The following is a 21,400-nucleotide window of genomic DNA, read 5'->3' as shown; positions in this document are numbered from 1 at the left end:
GGAAAATGCCTTTGTAGGTGGCTTATGTCTCAAATGATGGTTCAAGTCAGGCACTTTATGTATGAGCATCGTGTGGTATTGAAAGACAGCGTGTTATTGGTGCTTTTTGTTATTATGACGGGCACTGTTCTGGGGTACTTTGAAGTAGCTGAATGGATTTACGAGTACTCCAGAGACCATGAAGAGATTGAGCTAGATGAGCTGATCCTTACCATTGCTATCTCCTCCATTTACCTAATAGCCTTTATTCTACGACGTTATTTTGACCTTCGTAACGCGGTAAAAGCGGCTAACACCGACCCGCTAATCGGTATCACCAACCGACGCAAAGGCTCAGAACTGATTGAGCTAGAGATAGATCGAATGAATCTGCACCAGTTCACATCATCTCTGATTTTATTTGACGTTGACGACTTTAAACAAGTAAACGATAACTATGGTCACTCTGTCGGTGATATGGTTCTCAAAGAGATGAGTAAACGGGTGTCCGATGAGGTGCGTTCATCAGACATCATGATTCGATGGGGCGGGGAAGAGTTCCTGATATTATGCCCTCGGACAGACTTAAATGATGCCTCAATGCTGGCTGAAAGGCTGCGTGAAAAGATAGAGGCAACGCCGTTCCCTGAAGTAGGGCGTATTACGGCGAGTTTTGGCGTCGCACCCTTGCAGGAATCAGAAACCCTGAAAGGCCAAATTGACCTTGTAGACCAAGGTCTCTACTTCAGTAAGCGAGAAGGCAAAAACCAAGTCACTGTGTGCTCGCAAAGGTAACTTACGCCTCCTTTTTGGCGATAAGAAAAACAGACTCCTTTGCGGGCTGCCACTCATAGTCGATCTTAAACCCCGTTAGAGTTAATTGGGAGACAAGTTGCTGCTTGCTCAACTTACTCACATAGGGCGCAAAACCAAAAAATTGCATAAGCGGAATCAGCAGTCCCCAAGCGGGGTTCATATCATCGATAAGCGCTGTGCTTGAAACAAACACGCCGCCGGGTTTCAACAAATCATAGACCCTACTGATATCACCCTCTACATCCTCTAGCAGGTGCAGGATGTTCAGGCCCAAAATTACATCAAACTGCTCTTTGCTGAAATCCAGCGTATCTAAGCTCCCAACGTGGAAACTAACATTATTTATATTGGCCTCTTTGGCCTTCTGCTCGGCAATCTCCAGCATCTTATCCGAGATGTCAGTCGCGGTAATATGCTTAACATAAGGTGCATGTAATAGCGCCGTGCTACCGGTGCCACAGCCAAACTCAAGAACTAACGACTCCGGCTGTAAATACCCCCGTGTGACCGTTAACTTCTTTTGATAAGCCGCCTCGTCTTTAATAGCGCTTTTGGCGTAACGCGGCGCGCTTTTGTTCCAAAATGTCTTTGAGTCCTTCAAGGGATCACCTTATCCTATCTATAAACGGTATCCGTGTATTAAGCATTATTCTGCACTTATTTACACCTTTTCCGTGTATTGTGGCCACCTATTGGTCGAAGCTGGCTTGAAAATTATTCGAAAGTACGTTAAATCAATAACTTAAAATCATGGATGAAACATCTTAGATGCCAATAGGTGGAATCCGTATACTAAGCTGTTAGCTGTAATCAATAACGGAGATATTGTGCAAAAAATAAGCTGGAAATTGGAAGATGCGCAGAAGATCGCAGATGAGTTTCCGTACACTTTTCACAAGCCATCAAAAGAAGTTGTGTCTCAACTAAAAGAGGGCAACCAAGCCAAGCTGATTTTTGAATTTGAATCAGATGACCCTGAGGCACCAAGGGCTGAAAGGATGTGGGTAGAAATAACCAGTGTTAACGATGGAGTATTTTCAGGTTACTTAGATAATGATCCTGCATATATCAAAGACTTGAAACACAAAGATCCCATTGAGTTTGGCGAATGCCATATCATTGATACCGATCTAGACGATCCAATTCCATCAATTACCGAGAAGTATATAAAGCGTTGCTTTGTTACGCATAATATTCTTTACGAAGGTCGGCAGGTTGGTTACTTGTATCGTGAAGAACCAGATTACGACGATGATAGCGGGTGGCGTTTTACTGCCGGTGACGAAACAGACGAATACATGGAAGATTCAGACAATTCTTCTTATGTCTCTCTTGGTGCAGTGCTTCGTGAAGATGATAGTATTCTTCCGTTGCTAGAGCGTGAAGCAGGTGTTGCCTTTGTAAAAGATGAGAATGGCAACTTCATAGAACTTGATGACTAAAACTCAGCTAACAAGCGCCTGCAACGGACAAATTTTACTGTCACCTTTTTCGCGCTGCGCAGCAAAAAAGCCGCCAGCAAAATTTGCTCGTTGAGGCGAGCGCTAAATTCTTATGTTGGACTTCATCGCAAACTATAAGCGCAACAAAGCCATCAAAGAGTATTTGGGTATTCTCGGTATGGCTCTGAACAAGCGGTATTCTGCCCTTGATCAGTTCACCGTGATGCAGATCGAAAAAACAATTACAGACTTGAGCTTAAGTAACAGGTTTACTGGTTACGCCATCGCAATGTATCGGCATGAAGAATCCAAAAACACAATAGCACTGTATTGCATTGACCAAGAGCTTTTAGATCTACTGCGTCGAGACATCGCTGATTGGTTCTTTAATGGCAGCACTGATTATCGTGCTCAAGATATTGTGCGCCTAGGTTCACCTAGGGGTTGGCGCGGTGGTTCTCCCAATCAATGGGTTGCTAACCAAGCAAGGATAGGGGCTTATCACAAGTGAATTTAACAAAGCGTTCAAAATCAGTCGCTGCGCTCCTTGGAACCTCCAAACTGCTACGCAGTTTTCCGTCCCTTTAACGCGGCGTTGGTATGACTCCCACTGTCAAGCTTAAGCACAGATACTCCTGCCTTTTCTTTAAAGCCTACTGGTAAAATAGATAGAGTTAATGCATCGAATGAGGTCAGTACCCTGAGGGCATAAATAACTTTCGTCGGTTTTCATGCTGGTATTCGTGGATTACTTATCGCTGGATAAGCAGCGCCTACCTTACTTATTCCGTCGTGGCACCGATCTTCAGTCTATGCTCGTGGATCAACTGTTTACACAGTTGCCTGCCTAACGCCGTCGGAGGTTATGCCACTGTCGTGGCCTGATCCAATGCACTAACTCTAAACCTGTCATTAAGCGGGTACCCTTGATAAGCGTTTGCTAAGAGATTCCTGACGTTTTTGTAGGTCCGTTGATATATTGGCACTGTAACGATAACTATGTGCCCCTTCGATCAATAATCGTCTTGCTCGACCGTTGCCGCACTTGGTAATGCTACCCCGTCGTCGGTGTCCACCACTTGAATACTCACTCGGAACTAAACCCAAATAGCTCATTAATTTACGAGGATAGTTGAATCGTGTGAGATCGCCCAGTTCAGCAATCACACCCACAGCGACTAATAACCGTACCCCACGCGGCTTTTACTACAGGGTAATATCGCCAGTTTTTCACATGGTGGATTAATTCGTTATCCAATCGTTCCAGACGTTTCACGCGTTCACTGATGGTTTGGATATATTCTTGTAAAACAATCTGCTGGCTTGGGTAAGGAAGTACCAGTTCTGTCAACCATCGCAGATGCTTTTGTGACCAGTTATCTTTTACTGTCGGTTTAATATTGTTACGTAGTAAAAGAGCGTTGAGTTGATACTTTCCATCCTTTAAGTCTTTCATTGCCGTTTCGCGAGCACGAGATAAATCACGTATGGCTTCATCTTCTGGTTTAGGTACATAAATGGGAGCTAAGTCGCCCGAGCCAATAAAAACTATGTTACTGTTAATCATGCTGACCTCCGGCTGGTATTGTTAACAGATACAGTATGGCTCTGGCTTTCAGCTAACCCACGAAAATGGAGGTCAGCACCTCGTGGGAGCCATTATGTCTATGTGAAGTCATGAAATTAACTTTAGCTCCAATTTTGAGAGGCTTAGAAATCACGAATGGTGAAGGTAAGCTTATCTATAAAAATAAGTTGTTTTCGCTTTCATCTGAAATCCAAGATGAAAATGGCGTCGTATTGGCAACATTAAAAAGAAAAGGCTGGTGGCATCTTACCTTCAGTGTAATTACACCTGATGGAGAATATGAGCTAGAAGGAAAATGGGGTGATTTTAAGTTAACTTCCTATCGTACTGGTGAGCTATTTATTACTAATTCTGGGGTTGAGTTTTATACATCGCATGGGATTCGAGTCACTGAATTTCAGCGTGCACATATGTTTGGTTCAAGGTACAGTCTAACAATAAATAACCCAGGTCACGCATTGGCATTTGTCATGGCAAGTTGCCTACTATACAAAACAAACGTCGAGAGTGCGGGCATTGCAGCAGGGTAATCACATAACAAGCGACTGCAATCCACTGTCACCTTTTGTGCATAAAACCCGCACAAAAGGCGCCAGTAGCCTCCGGTAGTTGAGCTGGGCGTTAAATAGTAAAGGAGAGTTCGTCATGGGGCGACGTTATAGAAGAGGGAGTGCAGCCAGCTCAATCGTTTCTGATACCGTCTATATGAGTTCGAGGCTTCCTTGGTGGGGTGCCCTTATTTTCGGATTAGCGGGGTTCATCCTGTTCTATTTCATAGTTCCTGCTTGGCTTGAGTCCAAGCTCATAGCTCAAGAACCTAGTAGTTTCTATCCAATGCTTGAAGCTATATTCGGTCGCCGTATCCATTGGTTTGAGTGGTTAGGTACCGCATGCGGTTTAGTCGGTTTGTTTTTTGGTGTTCGTAATTATTTCTGGTCTAAGGAAGCAGGTTACAAGGAGCGTGGGGCTGTTGCATTGCTATCCAAAATATTCGGTAGGGACTTGAGTTAGTTGCAATTTAACAAGGCACAGCAGTCGCTCCCGTTGGTCGCTGGGACGACCAAAACTGGCCGCCCATGTGTGCGGCGTGAGGAAACCTCGAATGAAAGATCCGTGGGAAAATCGGGTTCGGCCCGAACTTGAACACATAACCTCGCTATTTGAAAACGAGGTTCTGGGTGCTTTCATGTCTGGGCATTTAGCCCTAGAGTCAATTTTAGTGCAGATGCTAGAGACTCAGCCCAAAGAGGGTGACGGTGGTCGTTACTTTGAATGGAGCTTCAGGAGGAAGGTTGATGCATCTGAGTCCAGAAGAATAATTGGTAAAGGTACAGCTGATTTTTTGCGTGGTTTAAATGATGTTAGAAATCGTTTGGCTCATAGGCTTGATACTCCGATTACCTTTGCGGAAGCCTTTTCACTTACCAAGCTCGCTGCAGAAGGTGGTATAGATTTTTCGGATGAAACAATTTACCTGGATCGTGAAAAATCTGAACAGTTGTACGGTATTGACGGCATCATTCAAGAAATCTTTCAAAATGCAGCACAGGATCTTCTAGACTTTCTAGATGACGATAGCTACATTTTGGAGTTCGTCAGTGCAAAAAATTCCTAACACATATGAGCCTTTTCGGAGTCAATAGATAAAACCGCTCTTCTGGCCGCGTTAGCGGCCAGTCTGTTATCCATCAGCAAGATAGACTGCTCCCCGCTTGGCATGCTTTTCAATAAAGCACTCGATTGGTATTTACATAACATCTGTATCATTGCTTCGCGAGCTTCGTCTGCACTTTTCGCATTAGGTTCAACTTGGTTTTACGCTCAATAAGGCTAACTATCGCGCCTGTACCTTGCTTTCCTAACACCGGAGATTTGCTCAGGACTCCATTTATTTGACAATCCTAACTCAACCAGTGTGACTGTCAGTTCACACAGTCTAGACTTTACTGAGCAATGTCGGCGATTAAGAGCCCTGGCGTACGCTTTTTCAGGCAGGTAGCCTTGAGAAATACTTTGATTACGCCTGACTTCTCGACTAATGGTACTGTGGCTCAACCTTAGCCGTTTAGCGATAGCTCGGTAGCTTATATAGGCTAAAATCTGGTATCTTTGGCCTTCAATCAACTGCTTGTAACTCATGGTAATACTCTGTTTGTTTGGCGACTGTAGAGTACCAGCAACAGGCAGTTGATCTATTCTCACCGCTTAACCATGAGTGGTGCACTTATTATCTGAGTTTTCGGGTATGGAAATCGAGTACGCATACAGCGTTTACGAAAATATTTTTTACACGGGCGTAGGAATGCTACGGTTTTATCTTTGGCTTATTCCGCTTGCCTTTGTATATAGTTTTTATAAACATCGAGCTTCGCTGCTGAAGCTTTTTGGGGCGGTGTTCACTGTATCAACACTCTTTTACTGGGAATATGACTCACTGGAAGAAAAATTTGGAACGATTACCTATGAAGAAAGTGGTGTAACGCTATTTCAAAAGAGTGGACAACAAGTTTCGTTAAATCCTAAGCAAATCGAGCGGTTCTGGTCCATCTCTATAGGACGAAGCGGCGGTTGGTCTTGTTATTTGTTAGTAAAGGCAGAGGGACGTGATTACGAAAGCTTTATTGTCCATAAGCGTGATCACCTCTGTGAAGACGATGCGATATTGCTTAATAGGTTCTACGGTAAGGGATAATTTTGCATTCGGCTCCAAATCTGCTTGTCAAGTTTGTGCTCCGATCTTTGTTTTCTTGTAAGTACTTTGTCTAGAATATGATGAGTTATTGCATTGTATAGGGTCAGTAAATTCGTCGGTTTCTTGCTGGTATCCATCTTGTCGTTTAATTTTTTGATCCAACTCTAAACAGTAGCCGTAATCGTTTGAAACCCGTCTGGACATTAGGTGCCTGTAGGATATGAATACTCTGTGTTAGATGAGGGTATCATGAAAATATATTAGCCGCCGCTGTTAGATCGAGTGTCATCATGTAGAGTAGGGGCTTGAATGGGTAAAAGGAAACAAGATGTTTGAAGATCTACACCTGAAAATACGTAACTTAGAGCAATCTGACTATCCGCAACTTAAAGCGCTAATGGACTCTATTTATGATGATATTGGCGGTGCGTGGCCGGAGCATACGATCTTTAAGTTGATAGCTGATCTTCCCGAAGGGCAGATTTGTTTGGTTGATCGTGATGTGATTGTGGGCGTGGCCTTGTCGGTTCAGGTGAATTATTTACGCTTTAGTAACCCGCACGCCTATGAGGACTTGATCAGCACTAAAGAGACGATCTTAAACGACCCTGATGGGGATGCGTTGTATGGTTTGGATGTACTCATTCATAAAGATTACCGTGGCTATCGTTTAGGTCGCCGCTTATACGAAGCGCGTAAAGACCTGTGTCGCCAGCATAATTTTCGGGCCATTCTTGCGGGTGGACGTATTCCTAACTATTACCAGTATGCGGACGAGATGTCTCCCGTTGAGTATATCGAAGCAGTGGATCATAAGCGTATCTACGACCCGATCCTGACGTTCCAACTGTCTAATGACTTTCAAGTAACGCGCCTTCTTAAGCAGTATCTACCTGAAGATGAGAAATCTCAGGGCTATGCGACGTTGCTTGAGTGGCGAAATATCTTTTACGAACCCGAAAGTACGGTGATTGAAACCCGCAAAACCGTTGTGCGAATTGGTGCGATTCAGTGGCAGATGCGTGAGGTAGATTCCGTTGAGGAGATGCTAAAGCAGGTTGAGTATTTTATTGATGCTTTATCGAGCTACAAAAGTGACTTTGCGCTGTTTCCTGAGTTTTTTAATGCGCCCTTGATGGGGTTGAGCCCAAACCAGCGCAACCAGACCGAGGCGATTCGTTTCGTTGCAGGCTTTACCGAGCGCTTTAAAAATGAGATGTCTCAGTTGGCTGTGAGTTATAACATCAATGTGATTACAGGGTCTTTACCCTTGGTTGAAGATGACCTGTTGTACAATGTTAGTTATTTATGCCGCCGTGATGGCACGATCGAACTACAAAGCAAGTTGCATATTACACCCCATGAGCGCCGTGACTGGGTGATTCAGGGGGGGGATCAGTTAAGGGTGTTTGATACCGATGCTGGGCGCATTGGTATTTTGATCTGTTATGATGTGGAGTTCCCTGAGTTAGGGCGCATTCTGGCAGATCAGGATATGGATATATTGTTCGTGCCCTTTTGGACGGATACCAAAAATGGATACTTGCGTGTTCGACACTGTGCGCAGGCACGTGCCATTGAGAACGAGTGCTATGTGGTGATCTGTGGCAGTTGCGGTAACTTGCCGCAGGTTGAAAATCTGGATGTTCAGTATTCTCAAGCGGCGGTTTTCTCGCCCTCGGATTTTTCGTTTCCCCATGATGCTGTTATGGCTGAAACAACCCCTAATACAGAGATGGTCATGTTTAGTGATCTGGATTTGGATAAGCTCAAGCTGGTTCGTAGCGAAGGCTCGGTTAACAACTTAAAAGACCGACGCACCGATCTGTTCAGCGTACAGTGGAACACCCCTTAGTCTCAATAGTGGAGATACCATGCAGCCCGAGCAGGTCGAAATACAGCGTTTTTTGGCGGATTATTCCCCCTTTGATGAACTCCCTGATGATGCGCTAATGACATTGGCAAAGCAGGTTGAGGTGGCTTACTACGTTGCAGGTAGCGATATTCTGAGTTATGGCGAGCCGGTTAACGACTTGTTTGTTGTGCGTAGTGGCGCGGTAGAGACCTTCAGACGAAATGGTGAGCTGTATAACCGGCTTGATGCGGGTGGCATCTTTGGACAGATGGGCCTGATGATGCGAGGCCGTGTGCGATTCCCCACAAAAGCATTAGAGGATTGTCTGCTTTATTGTATCCCCGCCGATCTTTTTAATGATTATTGTGATCAATATGAGGGCTTTTCTAACTACTTTGAAGTAGATAATGCAGCCTTGTTGCGTCAGTCGATTACGGATCAAACCAACAAAAATGATCTGACAACCGATAAGGTGAAAAGTCTGCTAATGCGAGATGTAGTCACCATCAGTAAAGAGGCGCCTGTCAGCGAAGCTGCACTGTTAATGACACAGGAGAGTGTTTCGGCGCTTCTGATTACCGACCCTGATAAGCCAATCGAGAGTGATCCTGAAGATGATGATGGTCAGGCGATTGGCATTATCACAGATAGAGATTTTATTACCCGTGTGGTGGCAGAGAGTCTGGATCTGAAAACGCCAATCGGACAGGTGATGAGTACTGATATGGTGGTGTTGGATGAAAATGCGTATGTCTATGAGGCGATGCTGGCGATGCTGCGTTTCAATATCCATCACCTCCCTGTCCTCAAAAAGAAAAAACCGATAGGTATTATAGAGTTATCTGACATTGTTCGTTATGAGTCTCAGAGCAGTTTGTTTCTGGTACGCGAGATTTTTGCGCAACAAAATGTGGACGGCCTAGCGGAATACGCCAAGTTTGTACCCGATGCCTTTGTGCGGATGGTAAACGAAGACGCTAATTCTCATATGATTGGGTCAGCCATGGCGGTGGTGGGGCGAAGCTTCAAACAACGTCTGCTTGAACTAGCTGAAGAGTCATTAGGGCCGCCGCCTGTTCCTTATTGTTTTTTGGCGCTGGGCTCAATGGCTCGCGATGAGCAGATGCTGGTAACGGATCAGGATAACGCGATTATTCTGGATGATAGCTATGATGCAGCGCTGCATGGCGAATATTTTACAGCACTTACCCAGTTTGTCTGTGATGGTTTGAATACCTGTGGTTACACCTACTGTAATGGTGACATCATGGCAACTAACCCGAAGTGGCAACTGACACTCAGCCAATGGAAGCATGTATTCAGCCAGTGGATCGAAAATCCTGATCCAGAGGCGTTACTGCATTGCTCTATCTTTTTTGATCTTGAGGGTGTGTGGGGTAAGGAGCAGTGGGCAACAGAGCTGCGTCGCCATGTTGCCGTACAGGCTAAGGATAATCGTAAGTTTTTAGCGGCGTTAGCCCGTAATGCACTGTTAAGAACGCCGCCACTAGGGTTCTTTAAGGCCTTCGTGATGGAAAAAGACGGGCGACATAATAACTCTATCAACCTTAAAAGACGCGGTACCGCGCCACTAACGGATGTTATTCGTGTTCATGCGCTCGCGATCGGTTCCAGAGCACGCAACTCGTTTGAACGCTTGGATGATATTATTGCCGCTAATTTGCTCCCTGAAGGTAGCGCACAAGATTTAAGTGATGCACTGGAGTATCTCTCGATCGTTAGGGTGAAACACCAGGCCAAGGATGTGCTGCAAAAGGTAGCGCCTGATAATAATATCGAGCCGGATAATCTATCGCGCTTTGAGCGGCGCAATCTGAAAGAAGCGTTTCAGGTGGTAAGTGCTGCTCAGAACTTCCTTAAGTTTCGTTATACTGCGAACGCATCAATTAAAGGAACCAAGCATTGAGTCGTAGTGAAGCAATCCCCAGTGACTGGCTTCACTACTATGGGCAGCGGGCGGCTCAGTGCCAGCCCGGTATGCTTTTTGACTTTTACCAGCATGGAGTTCTTCATCCCGATACGCCTATTGCTCAGGCTCCGATGGTGGCGATGGACTTTGAAACAACCGGGCTGTCAGTGGATGAGGCGGAAATCGTCAGTATTGGTTTAGTCCCTTTTGACCTGCGCCGTATCTACTGTGCTGAATCAAAACATTGGGTTGTCAAACCCGAGCAAGAGATGACCGAAGACTCTATTGTATTTCACGGCATTACCCACTCTGAAGTTGAGTCGGCTCCGCCACTGGAAAGCGTTTTAGATCAGGTATTGGATGCGATCGCGGGGAAGCTGGTGGTTGTGCACTACCGATATATTGAGCGAGCATTTCTTAATAAAGCGGTGATGTCGATATTGAAAGAGCCTGTTCTGTTTCCCATGATTGATACCATGCATCTAGAGTCCATTATTCTGCAACGTCAGCAACACTTCTGGCATAAACTGCTCAAAAAACTGCTTCCTTCTGTCCGTTTAGGGCACTGTCGTAGCCGTTATAATCTTCCACACTATGATGCCCATAACGCATTGACAGATGCGGTCGCCACAGCAGAATTGCTACAAGCACAAATTGCCCACCATTTTAGTGCGGATCATGCGGTGAAAACCTATTGGGTATAAAAAAGCTCGGCTTAAGCCGAGCTTTGTGAACGTAGGTTAGCGTCTGCTTTCTGTTTTTAAGCCCAGTATCAAACTTAGGCACATCAGCAACAGCACGATGGTAAAAGGTAGGCCTGTAGAAATAGCCCCTGCTTGCAATGCTTGAATAGCTTCCGTTCCCCCAATCCATAGTAGTGCAGCAGCAATAGCCCCTTCAACGCTTGCCCAAAAGATACGTTGTGGTACGGGAGCATCAATCTTGCCGCCTGCGGTAATACTATCGATAACCAATGAGCCTGAGTCAGAAGAAGTAATAAAGAATACCAACACTAAGATAATGGCAATGACTGACAGAATGTTGCCCATAGCCATCTCATCAAACATTTGGAACATTGCTAGCGGTACAGAGGTGAGTCCGTCCGTGCCTAGTGCGCCAATGCCATTCATTACTTGATCTATCGCGATACCTCCATAAACCGACATCCAGATAATCGTGACACTGGTAGGGATGAGGAGTACAGCGATCAGGAACTCACGAATGGTGCGGCCAGATGAAACGCGCGCAATAAACATGCCTACGAAAGGTGACCAAGAGATCCACCATGCCCAGTAGAAGATTGTCCAGCCTTGGAACCAAGCTTCATCGTCACGGCCATGAGGGTTACTCAAGGGGATAATGTTCTCTAAGTAAGCGCCGATGGTGGTTGGAATCGTACCTAAGGAAATAGCGACGGCAGATAAACCAACAAACGTCAGAAGCGCGAAGGCAATAATCATATTGACGTTACTCAATAGCTTTACGCCGCCTTCAATGCCTCGAACAACGGAGATAATGGCTAGTAATGTCACACCGACAATGACAGCAATTTGTAAACCAATGCTGGCTTCAATCCCAAATACGTGATTGATACCCGCTGCGGCTTGTTGAGCCCCAAGCCCAAGAGAGGTGGCTAAACCAAACAAGGTAGCAAGTACTGCGAGAATATCAATGATATGCCCTGGCCAGCCCCACGCTCGATCGCCTAATAACGGGTAGAAGATAGAGCGGATAGAAAGTGGCAAACCCTTGTTATAGGTAAAAAAGGCGAGGGACAATGCTACAACCGCATAAATAGCCCATGGGTGTAGCCCCCAGTGATACATGGTGGCGCCAAGTGCCATACGCGCTGCTTCAGGGGTGCGTGCTTCAACGCCTAAAGGGGTTTCATACCAACCCGTAAAGTAGGCGACAGGTTCGGCCACGCCCCAAAACATTAAACCAATACCCATACCGGCGGCAAATAACATAGCCAGCCATGATAAGGTTGAATGCTCAGGTTTAGCATCGTGGCCTCCTAGGCGGATTTTGCCCCAAGGAGATGCAATAAGACAAAGACAAAAGATGACAAAAAAGTTACCAGACCACATAAATAGCACATCAAAGGTGCCTATAATGTCCCACTTTAAGCCATCAAGGTATTCTTTGGCTGTGGTTGGGTCGGAAAGAAGGGTAGCGATAAGGAAGAGTATGACTAAAGCTGCGCTGGTTCCAAAGACGGGGTTATGAACATCAAACCCCCACTTCTGAACATTGTCCTGGCCAACGGTATAATCTGTACTCTCTATACTGTATTTATCGTTGTGTTCACTCATTAAACTCTCATTACGATTAATTTAAAGGAAAAAGCCCTTGTTCTATCAAGCGATAATAGAACAAGGCTTTTCCACTATAACATTTTTGAGTTTGAATTTGGACCGCTAGGTCAAGTTTGGTGTTTTGTTAAATGAGCTCTGAGGATTTTCATGTTGCGTTGATTAGCTTTGAAGGCAAAATCAAAAAGATCGCCCAGCACAGGAATGGCGCCAATCACAAGCTCCAGAAAAAGGTTGAAGAGCATACGCAAAACCACACTTCCTGATGCGCCCAGTCGAACAGCGCGATAGATCAGGTAACCCGATAAACTGGCAGCGGCCAAATCACCAACCCCAGGGATCAGACCTATGATACCATCCCAACCAATCCGCCATGGGGTGCCGGGTATGCGGATTGAGCTATCTAACCAAGTGGCGAAGCGATCCAGCTGTTCAATGTCGTCTCTTTTCATCGTTTTTGGTAGTCGTGTTGTTTTAGCAGCATTTAAACATTTTTTAGCCAGCGCGTGTCATGTGCTGTTGTGATTAATTTAAAGGAGCGTGGTGTGAGCGATAAAAATCAACAGATCAAAAAAGCGGATGGTTACGATTTTTCTAAAAAGTATAAAGTATCCGTTTGGGCCTCTCAGGTGCCCTACGCAGATGTGCCAGATGCTTATTTTGAAGAAACCTTTAGTAAAAAGAATACCCGAGCGGTTAATCAGTGGTCGCGTAACTTTAATCTTCAGTATTTCAAGCCAGAGTACTTAGAAACCAATGGTACGCAAGAGGGATTAGTTAGCATAGAAGTGGCGGCCGGAGAATGCTCCTTTTCAACGTCTTATATTCAGCCATTGTTGAGCAAAGCGAGAAAAAAGAAGCTGGGGGAGGTCAGTTGGGTTGTTCTGCTATTTGAGCTGGAATATAGCGCAAAAATATCAGGGGTGGAGAAGGATCCGTATCTGACCTTTCTCGGCGCTTTTGATTATGATGAAGAAGCAGACAACCTTTATGATGTCGAGGACCCAGATGTATATGATGAAGACCTCATAGACACAAGGGTTGATCAGTAAACAGTTAACGGAGAGAGTTTATGTCGAGAGAAAGAGCGGTATTGGCAGGTGGGTGTTTTTGGGGTATGCAAGATCTCATTCGAAAGCTACCCGGTGTGATATCAACACGTGTAGGCTATACCGGCGGAGATGTTCCCAATGCCACTTATCGAAATCATGGCACGCACGCAGAAGGGATAGAAATTATTTTTGATCCAAGCCTGACTTCCTATCGGCAGCTGCTAGAGTTTTTCTTTCAGATTCATGATCCGTCTACGCCTGATTGTCAGGGCAATGATATGGGTAAAGCCTACCGTTCTGCAATCTACTATGTTGATGAAAACCAGAAATCGGTGGCATTAGAGACGATAGCGGATGTCGACGCTTCAGGGCTGTGGCCTGGTAAGGTTGTCACTGAGGTGGAACCAGCAGGTGAGTTTTGGGAAGCAGAGCCTGAACATCAGGACTATTTGCTGCATTACCCCAACGGTTACACGTGTCACTTTCCACGACCTAACTGGGTATTGCCAAAGCGGTAATAGTATTATCAAAATAAATTTGAAACTAAAAGTTCTATTTTCTTGTTTTTGCTGTTTTATTGACGGGTTAGGCTTACCTCAAATCGTATTTGATAAGAGGATGAATCATGGATCTGTTTTCTGCCTACCCGCTTAATCAGCAAGTCTTAAAAAATCGTTTTGTCATGGCACCAATGACGCGTTGCAGAACGACTCAACCGGGTAATATTCCTAATGAAATGATGGCTGAGTATTATGCCCAGCGTGTGTCAGCTGGCATGATCATCACTGAAGCCACGCAAATATCCCCACAGGGTCAGGGGTATAGCTTTACGCCAGGAATCCATTCTGAGGCGCAAATTCAGGGTTGGAAAAAAGTCACCGAAGCGGTGCATCAGGCGGGTGGAGTGATCTATCTGCAGTTATGGCATGTTGGACGCATGTCTCACCCTTCGTTTCATGGCGGGGAGCTTCCTGTAGCGCCATCGGCAATTAATCCTGAAGCGCAGGTTTGGGTGGCTGATGAAATGGGGCAAGGCGGCATGGTGGAATGCCCTACACCTCGGGCACTCGCGTTAGAAGAGATCGCAGAGATTGTGGAGGATTACCGTCAAGCGGCTATCAACGCGATGGCCGCAGGTTTTGATGGTGTAGAGATTCACGCTGCCAATGGTTATCTTTTAGACCAATTTTTACGTAGCACGTCGAATGTACGAACGGATGCCTATGGGGGTGATATAGCACGTAGAGCGAAGCTGCTGATTGATGTGGCTGAGGTGATTAGCAACGAGATTGGTGCAGAACGAGTTGGTGTTCGCTTAGCGCCTTACATCACAGCACGAGGAATGAATTGCCCAGAAATTATCCCAGCGATCTTATATGTGGCGGGGCAATTAGATCGTATAGGTGTGAGTTATCTGCATTTAGCCGAAGCAGATTGGGATGATGCACCCCAAGTGCCTGAACAATTTCGCCATGAATTACGTAATTATTTTAAGCAAACTATCATTGTCGCAGGTGGTTATGACCCTGAAAGAGCGGACTGGATTATTCAAGCGAATTTGGCTGATTTAGTGGCTTTTGGTCGACCATTTATTGCGAATCCTGACTACCCGCAACGGGTTCGCCAAGGGTGGCCTTTGGCTGAGTTTAAGGCGGATTATTTATTTGGTGGCGCACAGCTAGGGTATAGTGATTTTGCTAACTATGTCTCGGCTGAATAGCTCATTGCCAACAGCATGATGCTATAACCGGCCCATATAATGTGAGCCGGTTGTTAAGACAAAGTTATGCTAGCACACTGTTGACCAGTGCTTTTGCATCCGCTTCTAATTGCTGTAGATGCGCCTCTGATACAAAGCTTTCTAGGTAGATCTTGTAAATATCTTCAGTGCCCGATGGGCGGGCTGCAAACCAACCGTTGGCTGTTTCTACTTTCAAACCACCGATGGCAGCACCGTTTCCAGGCGCATGGGTGAGAATGTTAGTGATGGGGTCGCCAGCTAGCGTGTCGCCTTGAACGGCCTCTGCATTAAGCGATTTCAGTAACGCTTTTTGCTCACTGCTGCAGGCAACATCTAAACGTTTATAACGAGGCAAGCCATAGCGGGAAACTTGGTTATCGTAGTGCTGCTGTGGATCTTTGCCTGTAACCGCGAGTATCTCTGCGGCCAGCAGGGCAAGAATGATACCGTCTTTATCGGTCGTCCAAACACGGCCATCACGACGTAAAAAGGCTGCACCTGCGCTTTCTTCTCCGCCAAATGCCATCTCGCCATTGTAGAGGCCATCTACGTACCATTTGAAGCCCACGGGAACTTCACAGAGTGTTTTCTCAAGGCCTGCTACAACACGATCAATCATCGCACTTGAAACTAACGTTTTGCCAAACTGTAGATGATCTGGCCAGTTGGGTCGGTGGGTGGCTAAATACTCGATAGCTACCGCAAGATAAGCATTAGGATTCATCAGCCCAGACGATGCGCAGACAATGCCGTGACGGTCGTAGTCAGGATCGTTGCCGACTGAGATGTCGAAGCGATCTTTGAGTGCCAGCAGATTACTCATCGCGTAAGGAGAAGAGCAATCCATTCGGATCCGGCCATCTTTATCCCTAGGCATAAATCCAAAGGTGAAATCGACTTTGTCGTTGACGACTTCAATATTCAGATTGTAACGATCGGCAATCGGTTTCCAAAAATGTAAACCTGATCCACCCATCGGATCGACACCAATGCGAACCCCTGCGTCAGAAATGGCTTGCATATTAATTACACTGTCGAGGTCGTTGACATAGTGAGTGATATAATCGAACGGCTCGATTAACGGGTTATCGTGCAGTTGCAAAGCGGAAAGACGATTGACACCCGAGAGCGTATCTGTAAGGAGTTGATTTGCGCGTTGCGCAATCCAGGAGGTGATCTCCTCATCTGCTGGCCCCCCTTTAGGTGGATTGTATTTGATACCCCCGTCTTCAGGTGGATTGTGAGAAGGGGTTATAACAATACCATCGGCTGTATCTGCCTGACTGCGGTTATGAGTAAGGATCGCATGGGATATAACGGGTGTGGGCGTATAACCATCGCCAGTTTGGATGCGTACACGAACATTATTTGCAGCCAAAACTTCAAGTGCAGTCTGAAAGGCTGCTTCCGAAAGAGCATGGGTATCTTTACCTAGATAAAGTGGGCCGGTGATACCTTGTTGTTTTCGGTACTCAGCAATCGCCTGACAGATCGCTAGAATATGATGTTCATTGAAGGTCGTTTTAAATGAGCAGCCCCGGTGCCCCGAAGTACCAAAGCTGACTTGTTGAGCTGGGAACTGTTTAATGTTGGGTTGTAGTCGATAGTACGCCGAAATAAGAGAAGGAATGTTGACTAAACTATCGGCAGGAGACAGTTTGCCTGCATCGGGATGAATAGACATAGCGACCTGTATATCCTTATTTATGAAAGAGCTGCCTATGCTCGGTGATCTTAGGTCGAGATGCAATATGCCTTAATACTGTGAAAAGAAATTGGTAAGATAGCGCCTTGGTTAATTTAGGGTTGAGATGATGACTTCCTACTTAGAAAAACTGTATGACACTTATGGTCAGTCTTTTGTGATTGATGAGGTGCTGTTTGAGCAGCAGACTGATTCCTGGCATTTGATTATTTTCCGTAATCAGGAGTTTGGTACGGTGATGGCGTTGGATGGCATTATCCAAACAACCGAGCGCGATGAGTTTATTTATCATGAAATGCTAACGCATGTGCCTTTGTTTGCTCATGGTGATGCAAAACGTGTTTTGATTATCGGTGGTGGTGACGGTGGTATTTTACGTGAAGTCTTAAAACATCCTGAAGTCGAGCATGTGACGCAGGTTGAGATTGATCAGGCAGTCATCGATATGTGTAAAACCTATTTACCTAAACATTCTGATGGCGCTTTTGATGATCCACGAGCGAATATCGTTATTGCTGATGGTATCGAGTTTGTCTGTGAATCGACTGAAAAATTCGATGTCATTATCTCTGACTGTACAGATCCGGTAGGGCCGGGTGAGGTGCTGTTCAGCAGCCGTTTTTATGAAGGCTGTAAAAACTGCCTAAATGAAGGTGGTGTCTTTGTTGCGCAAAATGGCGTTAGCTTTATGCAGATTGAAGAGGTGCAAACAACTCGACGTCGTTTAAGCCCTTATTTTGCTGACCAATCATTCTATTGTGCAGCGGTGCCCACCTATATCGGTGGTAATATGACGTTAGCTTGGGGCTCTGATAATGCACAGTTGCGTCGTGTTGATTTGGAAACCTTGCAAGCACGGTTTGAGAAAGCAGGCTTTAAGTCGCGTTACTATAATCCTGAGATGCATCAGGGTGCACTTGCGTTGCCTCAGTACGTGGTGGATGCGCTAGCTGAGGTTTAATCGTCTTTAGACTGGTCCTCGCTCAGTGCTTGTTTGAGTGTGGGGACTGAGCAATAAAAAACCGGCTTAGCGCCGGTTTTTTATGTTTTCGAGAAAGGCGTTACTCTGGAGTAGAGGCGTTCTCAGCTTCTTGTTCACGACGACGGATTTCCCGAGGGTCGTTAGCTGCACGTCGAGAGCGGCGTCTGCGCGGAGCAGGCTGCTCCTCTTCAACAGAGGCTTCTTGCTGTGCCGCTTCAGGTGTCGCTTCAGATTTATCTGAAGGTTCGGCTTCGGTCGATGTGCTTTCGTTTACCGTTGTTTCAACTGGAGTTTGCTCTACCGCTTCTTCAGTTGTCGCTTCAGTTTGAATAGCCTGATCTGCTTCTGCTTCTGCTTCTGCTTCTGCTTCTGCTTCTGCTTCTGCTTCTGGCGCTGTTTCACTAGCCTCAACTGCTTCGGCGACGTTTTGAGCCTCTTCTGTGCTGACTTCATCATTAGCAGGCTGGCTAGCCTCTTCAGACGATTCAAGCAACACTTCAGTGGCTGTTTCTGTGGTTGCTTCCGCTTCTACCGTTGAGGGTGCTTCCTCAATAAGATCAGTATCAGTGGTCTGCTCGACCTCAGTTGGCTCTTGCGTTGTTTCAGCTGTTTCTGAGTCAGCAGTCGTTTGAGCTTGTGCTTCGACAGATGAGCTATCACTCTCTTCAGCAGCTACAGGCTCTAAAGGTTTTGCTACAGCTTCGGCTTTGTCTTCGGCTGTCTCGGGCTTTGGTGTGTTTTCACTGCTAAGCTGTTCCGTTGCTACGGCTTCAACTGCCTCGGCAGCAACCGCAACGGCTGTGGCTGGCACTGCTTCAACAGGGTTCAGCGCTTCAGAATCTTCGACTAAAGAGCGTTGAGCTGTTCGCTCATTACCACGGCGACGACGGCCCCGGTTTCGGCTACGCGGCTCATCTGCTTGTTGCTCGTTCTGATCCTGTTTTGTCTCAGAGGTCGCGTTTTCATTACGCTCTTGCTTATCTTCACTGCCACGACGTGTACGACGGCGACGGCGTTTGTTGCCCTTATCGTCGTCCTGATCGCTCTGCTTCGTGGCCGCTGATGCAGTGCCAATGGCTTGCGGTGCCTGTTCTGGAGTGACCGTGATCACCTCATCTTGCTTCTTAGAGCGGCGACGATCTGCATCACGATTGTTGCGTGAGTCTCTACCATCACGGCGAGGCTTACGATTACGTCGGCTGTTATCCCGAGCGTTCTTTTGCTGTGTTTTTTCTACGCTTTCGCTCTTGGAGGCGTCTTTTTTATCGGCTTCATCTGCACCAAACATTGCGCCTAAAGCCGCTAAAATCTTTCCGACTAAGCCTGTAGGCTTATCAGTGGCTTTAGGTGCAGCTACAGAATTAGTTGCCTTGTTAACCGCAGGTGCTGGCGTTGTTGTTTCAGCGGGTGCTGGTGCAACAGGTGCGACGCTTTTAACAGCGGCTTCTTCTCGCTTAACCGGTGCAGAGGGTTTGATCTCTTCAATCTCTTGCTCGGCGTCTTGTTGTAGCGTGTAGCTAGCATCATTGGTGGTTGCAATGGTGTGATCATCACGCAGGCGAACCACTTCGTAATGCGGCGTTTCCATGTTTGGGTTAGGCACAATAACGATACGCACATTATGGCGTAGCTCTATGTTATGTACCCCATGACGTTTTTCATTGAGCAGGAATGTCGCAACGCTAACGGGTAGGATCGCACGAATCTGAGCAGTGCGGTCTTTCGATGACTCCTCTTCAATGAGACGCATAATAGAAAGCGCAAGTGATTCTGTATCGCGAATAGAGCCCTGACCATTACAGCGAGGACATACCGTACCACGGCTTTCCGTGAGGGAAGGGCGCAGGCGTTGGCGGGACATCTCCAGCAAACCGAAACGAGAGATACGGCCCATCTGAACGCGGGCGCGATCCAGTTTGAGTGAGTCCATCAGGCGGTCTTCGACTGCGCGCTGGTTTTTGATGGGGGTCATATCGATAAAGTCGATAACAACCAAACCACCAATATCGCGTAAGCGTAGCTGGCGTGCGATCTCTTCTGCCGCTTCTAAATTAGTATGTAAAGCTGTCTCTTCAATGTCTCCACCGCGTGTGGCACGTGCAGAGTTTATATCGATAGAGACAAGGGCTTCTGTTGGATCGATAACAATGGAACCGCCAGAGGGGAGTTTTACTTCACGCTCAAAGGCTGTTTCGATCTGAGACTCAATCTGGAAGCGATTAAACAGAGGGATCTGCTCTTTATATAGCTTAAGTTTGTTCTCATAGGTTGGCATCACCTGCTGAACAAACTGCAACGCGCTTTGGTAAACCTCTTCGTGATCAATCAGTACTTCGCCGATGTCCGCACGTAGGTAGTCACGGATAGCACGAATAACTACATTACTTTCTTGGTAAATCAGGAAAGGCGCAGGCTTGTTGCTTGATTCTTTGATCGCATCCCAAAGGGTTTTAAGATAGTCCAGATCCCATTGGAGTTCTTGTGAACTGCGACCAACACCTGCTGTACGGACGATAATGCCCATTTTGTCAGGGATAGTAACGCCATCAAGTGCGGCTTTGAGCTGAGCGCGTTCTTCACCTTCGATACGGCGAGAGATACCTCCTGCGCGAGGGTTGTTTGGCATCAGAACAAGGTAACGGCCCGCTAGGCTGATAAAGGTTGTCAGAGCAGCGCCTTTGTTGCCACGCTCTTCTTTATCAACTTGTACGATAACCTCTGTGCCTTCTTTCAAAACGTCGCGGATATTTGGGCGGCTGCCTCGATCTGGTTGACGGGAGAAGTACTCGCGTGAGATCTCTTTTAATGGGAGAAAACCATGGCGCTCTGCACCGTAGTCAACAAAAGCAGCCTCAAGGCTAGGTTCTACGCGGGTTATTTTACCCTTGTAGATATTAGCTTTTTTCTGTTCGCGGCTTTCAGACTCAATATCCAGGTCGTAAAGGCGTTGTCCATCCACGAGCGCGACACGCAACTCTTCAGGCTGAGTCGCGTTAATCAGCATTCTTTTCATTTTTTTAGTGTTCTCTGCTAATAGAGAGTGCACTTCCGTCTGTACGATCCGCCTGGTGAAAACGTTACACGGTCCAGTCATGCGATGCCGATCAAATGTGAAGTTGCCAGTAGCTATAGATGATAGTACTGCGCGTCATGCATCTGCGATGAAGGAAAGAAACAGCCGATGTTGTTCTTCTAAGGGTTTGTGTCTACGTGTGAAACGCGTAGTTTCTAGGCTGTTAATGCGTCTTCATCTCCGACTGTACCCAGCAGGGGCGTTCAGTAAGGATTTATGCACTCTCAAAT

Annotated in this window: 20 protein-coding genes and 1 pseudogene; 14 read left to right on the top strand and 7 right to left on the bottom strand. The window is 46.3% G+C overall.

Translation table 11 applies throughout. From position 1 onward, the window contains the following. The first annotated feature begins 24 nt into the window (after positions 1-24). Positions 25-774 carry a GGDEF domain-containing protein gene (locus F0U83_RS09465; protein WP_138988304.1) on the top strand — a complete coding sequence of 250 codons (750 nt, stop codon included), beginning with the start codon at positions 25-27 and terminating at the stop codon, positions 772-774. A 1-nt stretch (position 775) separates the two neighbouring features. Here the strand turns inward: F0U83_RS09465 and F0U83_RS09460 are convergent, their stop codons facing one another. Next, positions 776-1,396 (bottom strand): class I SAM-dependent methyltransferase, encoded by a 621-nt coding sequence (locus F0U83_RS09460; protein ID WP_138988303.1) that lies wholly within the window; start codon positions 1,394-1,396, stop codon positions 776-778. A 226-nt stretch (positions 1,397-1,622) separates the two neighbouring features. Here F0U83_RS09460 and F0U83_RS09455 point away from each other — a divergent pair, with 226 nt between their 5' ends. After that, positions 1,623-2,237 (top strand): immunity protein Imm33 domain-containing protein, encoded by a 615-nt coding sequence (locus F0U83_RS09455; protein ID WP_138988302.1) that lies wholly within the window; start codon positions 1,623-1,625, stop codon positions 2,235-2,237. Positions 2,238-2,349: 112 nt separating this feature from the next. After that, the gene (locus tag F0U83_RS09450; protein ID WP_138988301.1) at positions 2,350-2,748 is read left to right on the top strand and encodes a DUF6559 family protein; all 399 of its coding nucleotides are present in this window, start codon (positions 2,350-2,352) and stop codon (positions 2,746-2,748) included. 419 nt (positions 2,749-3,167) lie between these two features. On the opposite strand, the pseudogene F0U83_RS09445 reads toward F0U83_RS09450, so the two are convergent. After that, a pseudogene (locus F0U83_RS09445) lies at positions 3,168-3,774 on the bottom strand (IS110 family RNA-guided transposase); the annotation flags it as partial. Between the two features lie 140 nt (positions 3,775-3,914). On the opposite strand from F0U83_RS09445, the gene F0U83_RS09440 reads away from it, so the two are divergent. From F0U83_RS09440 to F0U83_RS09430, 3 genes are all read left to right on the top strand, one after another. Continuing rightward, a complete protein-coding gene (locus F0U83_RS09440; RefSeq protein WP_138988300.1) occupies positions 3,915-4,355 on the top strand; it encodes an LURP-one-related/scramblase family protein in 441 nt (146 codons plus the stop codon). Between the two features lie 115 nt (positions 4,356-4,470). Next, positions 4,471-4,836, top strand: coding sequence for a hypothetical protein (locus F0U83_RS09435; RefSeq protein ID WP_138988299.1), 366 nt, complete (start codon positions 4,471-4,473; stop codon positions 4,834-4,836). A 91-nt stretch (positions 4,837-4,927) separates the two neighbouring features. Further along, positions 4,928-5,440 carry a DUF4145 domain-containing protein gene (locus F0U83_RS09430; protein ID WP_246077829.1) on the top strand — a complete coding sequence of 171 codons (513 nt, stop codon included), beginning with the start codon at positions 4,928-4,930 and terminating at the stop codon, positions 5,438-5,440. Between the two features lie 215 nt (positions 5,441-5,655). Here F0U83_RS09430 and F0U83_RS17425 read toward each other — a convergent pair whose 3' ends face one another. Continuing rightward, positions 5,656-5,964 (bottom strand): helix-turn-helix domain-containing protein, encoded by a 309-nt coding sequence (locus F0U83_RS17425; protein ID WP_150036806.1) that lies wholly within the window; start codon positions 5,962-5,964, stop codon positions 5,656-5,658. 106 nt (positions 5,965-6,070) lie between these two features. Between F0U83_RS17425 and F0U83_RS09420 the strand changes: the two genes are divergently transcribed. The 4 genes from F0U83_RS09420 to F0U83_RS09405 all read left to right on the top strand — a co-directional run bounded on the left by F0U83_RS09420 (position 6,071) and on the right by F0U83_RS09405 (position 11,006). Next, a complete protein-coding gene (locus F0U83_RS09420; RefSeq protein WP_138988296.1) occupies positions 6,071-6,517 on the top strand; it encodes a hypothetical protein in 447 nt (148 codons plus the stop codon). A 328-nt stretch (positions 6,518-6,845) separates the two neighbouring features. Continuing rightward, entirely contained in the window at positions 6,846-8,372 is a 1,527-nt protein-coding gene (locus F0U83_RS09415; protein ID WP_138988295.1) for a carbon-nitrogen hydrolase family protein, read from the top strand. Between the two features lie 19 nt (positions 8,373-8,391). After that, a complete protein-coding gene (locus F0U83_RS09410) occupies positions 8,392-10,299 on the top strand; it encodes a DUF294 nucleotidyltransferase-like domain-containing protein (protein WP_138988294.1) in 1,908 nt (635 codons plus the stop codon). Then, a complete protein-coding gene (locus F0U83_RS09405; protein ID WP_138988293.1) occupies positions 10,296-11,006 on the top strand; it encodes a 3'-5' exonuclease in 711 nt (236 codons plus the stop codon). The genes F0U83_RS09410 and F0U83_RS09405 overlap by 4 nt, the downstream gene beginning before the upstream one ends. Before the next feature lie 36 nt (positions 11,007-11,042). On the opposite strand, the gene F0U83_RS09400 is transcribed toward F0U83_RS09405, so the two are convergent. Then, the gene (locus F0U83_RS09400; protein WP_138988292.1) at positions 11,043-12,617 is read right to left on the bottom strand and encodes a BCCT family transporter; all 1,575 of its coding nucleotides are present in this window, start codon (positions 12,615-12,617) and stop codon (positions 11,043-11,045) included. A 110-nt stretch (positions 12,618-12,727) separates the two neighbouring features. Continuing rightward, on the bottom strand, positions 12,728-13,069 hold the full coding sequence (locus tag F0U83_RS09395) for a DUF4112 domain-containing protein (RefSeq protein WP_138988291.1): 342 nt from the start codon (positions 13,067-13,069) through the stop codon (positions 12,728-12,730). A gap of 93 nt (positions 13,070-13,162) precedes the next feature. Between F0U83_RS09395 and F0U83_RS09390 the strand changes: the two genes are divergently transcribed. The 3 genes from F0U83_RS09390 to F0U83_RS09380 all read left to right on the top strand — a co-directional run bounded on the left by F0U83_RS09390 (position 13,163) and on the right by F0U83_RS09380 (position 15,389). Continuing rightward, positions 13,163-13,669 carry an immunity 22 family protein gene (locus F0U83_RS09390; RefSeq protein ID WP_211343691.1) on the top strand — a complete coding sequence of 169 codons (507 nt, stop codon included), beginning with the start codon at positions 13,163-13,165 and terminating at the stop codon, positions 13,667-13,669. A gap of 20 nt (positions 13,670-13,689) precedes the next feature. Next, positions 13,690-14,187, top strand: coding sequence for a peptide-methionine (S)-S-oxide reductase MsrA (gene msrA, locus F0U83_RS09385; protein WP_138988290.1), 498 nt, complete (start codon positions 13,690-13,692; stop codon positions 14,185-14,187). A gap of 107 nt (positions 14,188-14,294) precedes the next feature. After that, positions 14,295-15,389 (top strand): alkene reductase, encoded by a 1,095-nt coding sequence (locus tag F0U83_RS09380; RefSeq protein ID WP_138988289.1) that lies wholly within the window; start codon positions 14,295-14,297, stop codon positions 15,387-15,389. A gap of 64 nt (positions 15,390-15,453) precedes the next feature. On the opposite strand, the gene pgm is transcribed toward F0U83_RS09380, so the two are convergent. Next, entirely contained in the window at positions 15,454-17,094 is a 1,641-nt protein-coding gene (gene pgm, locus F0U83_RS09375) for a phosphoglucomutase (alpha-D-glucose-1,6-bisphosphate-dependent) (RefSeq protein WP_138988288.1), read from the bottom strand. 127 nt (positions 17,095-17,221) lie between these two features. Between pgm and speE the strand changes: the two genes are divergently transcribed. Then, positions 17,222-18,076: a polyamine aminopropyltransferase gene (gene speE / locus F0U83_RS09370; protein WP_138988287.1), complete on the top strand. Its 855-nt coding sequence runs from the start codon at positions 17,222-17,224 to the stop codon at positions 18,074-18,076. Positions 18,077-18,176: 100 nt separating this feature from the next. Here speE and rne read toward each other — a convergent pair whose 3' ends face one another. Beyond that, positions 18,177-21,110: a ribonuclease E gene (gene rne, locus F0U83_RS09365; RefSeq protein ID WP_138988286.1), complete on the bottom strand. Its 2,934-nt coding sequence runs from the start codon at positions 21,108-21,110 to the stop codon at positions 18,177-18,179. Between the last annotated feature and the right edge of the window lie 290 nt (positions 21,111-21,400).

The sequence above is a fragment of the Neptunomonas concharum genome (genome assembly GCF_008630635.1).
GTDB classification, from domain to species: domain Bacteria; phylum Pseudomonadota; class Gammaproteobacteria; order Pseudomonadales; family Balneatricaceae; genus Neptunomonas; species Neptunomonas concharum.
The sequence above is the reverse complement of the archived record's forward strand: the minus strand, read 5'-3'. Positions and strand labels throughout refer to the sequence as shown.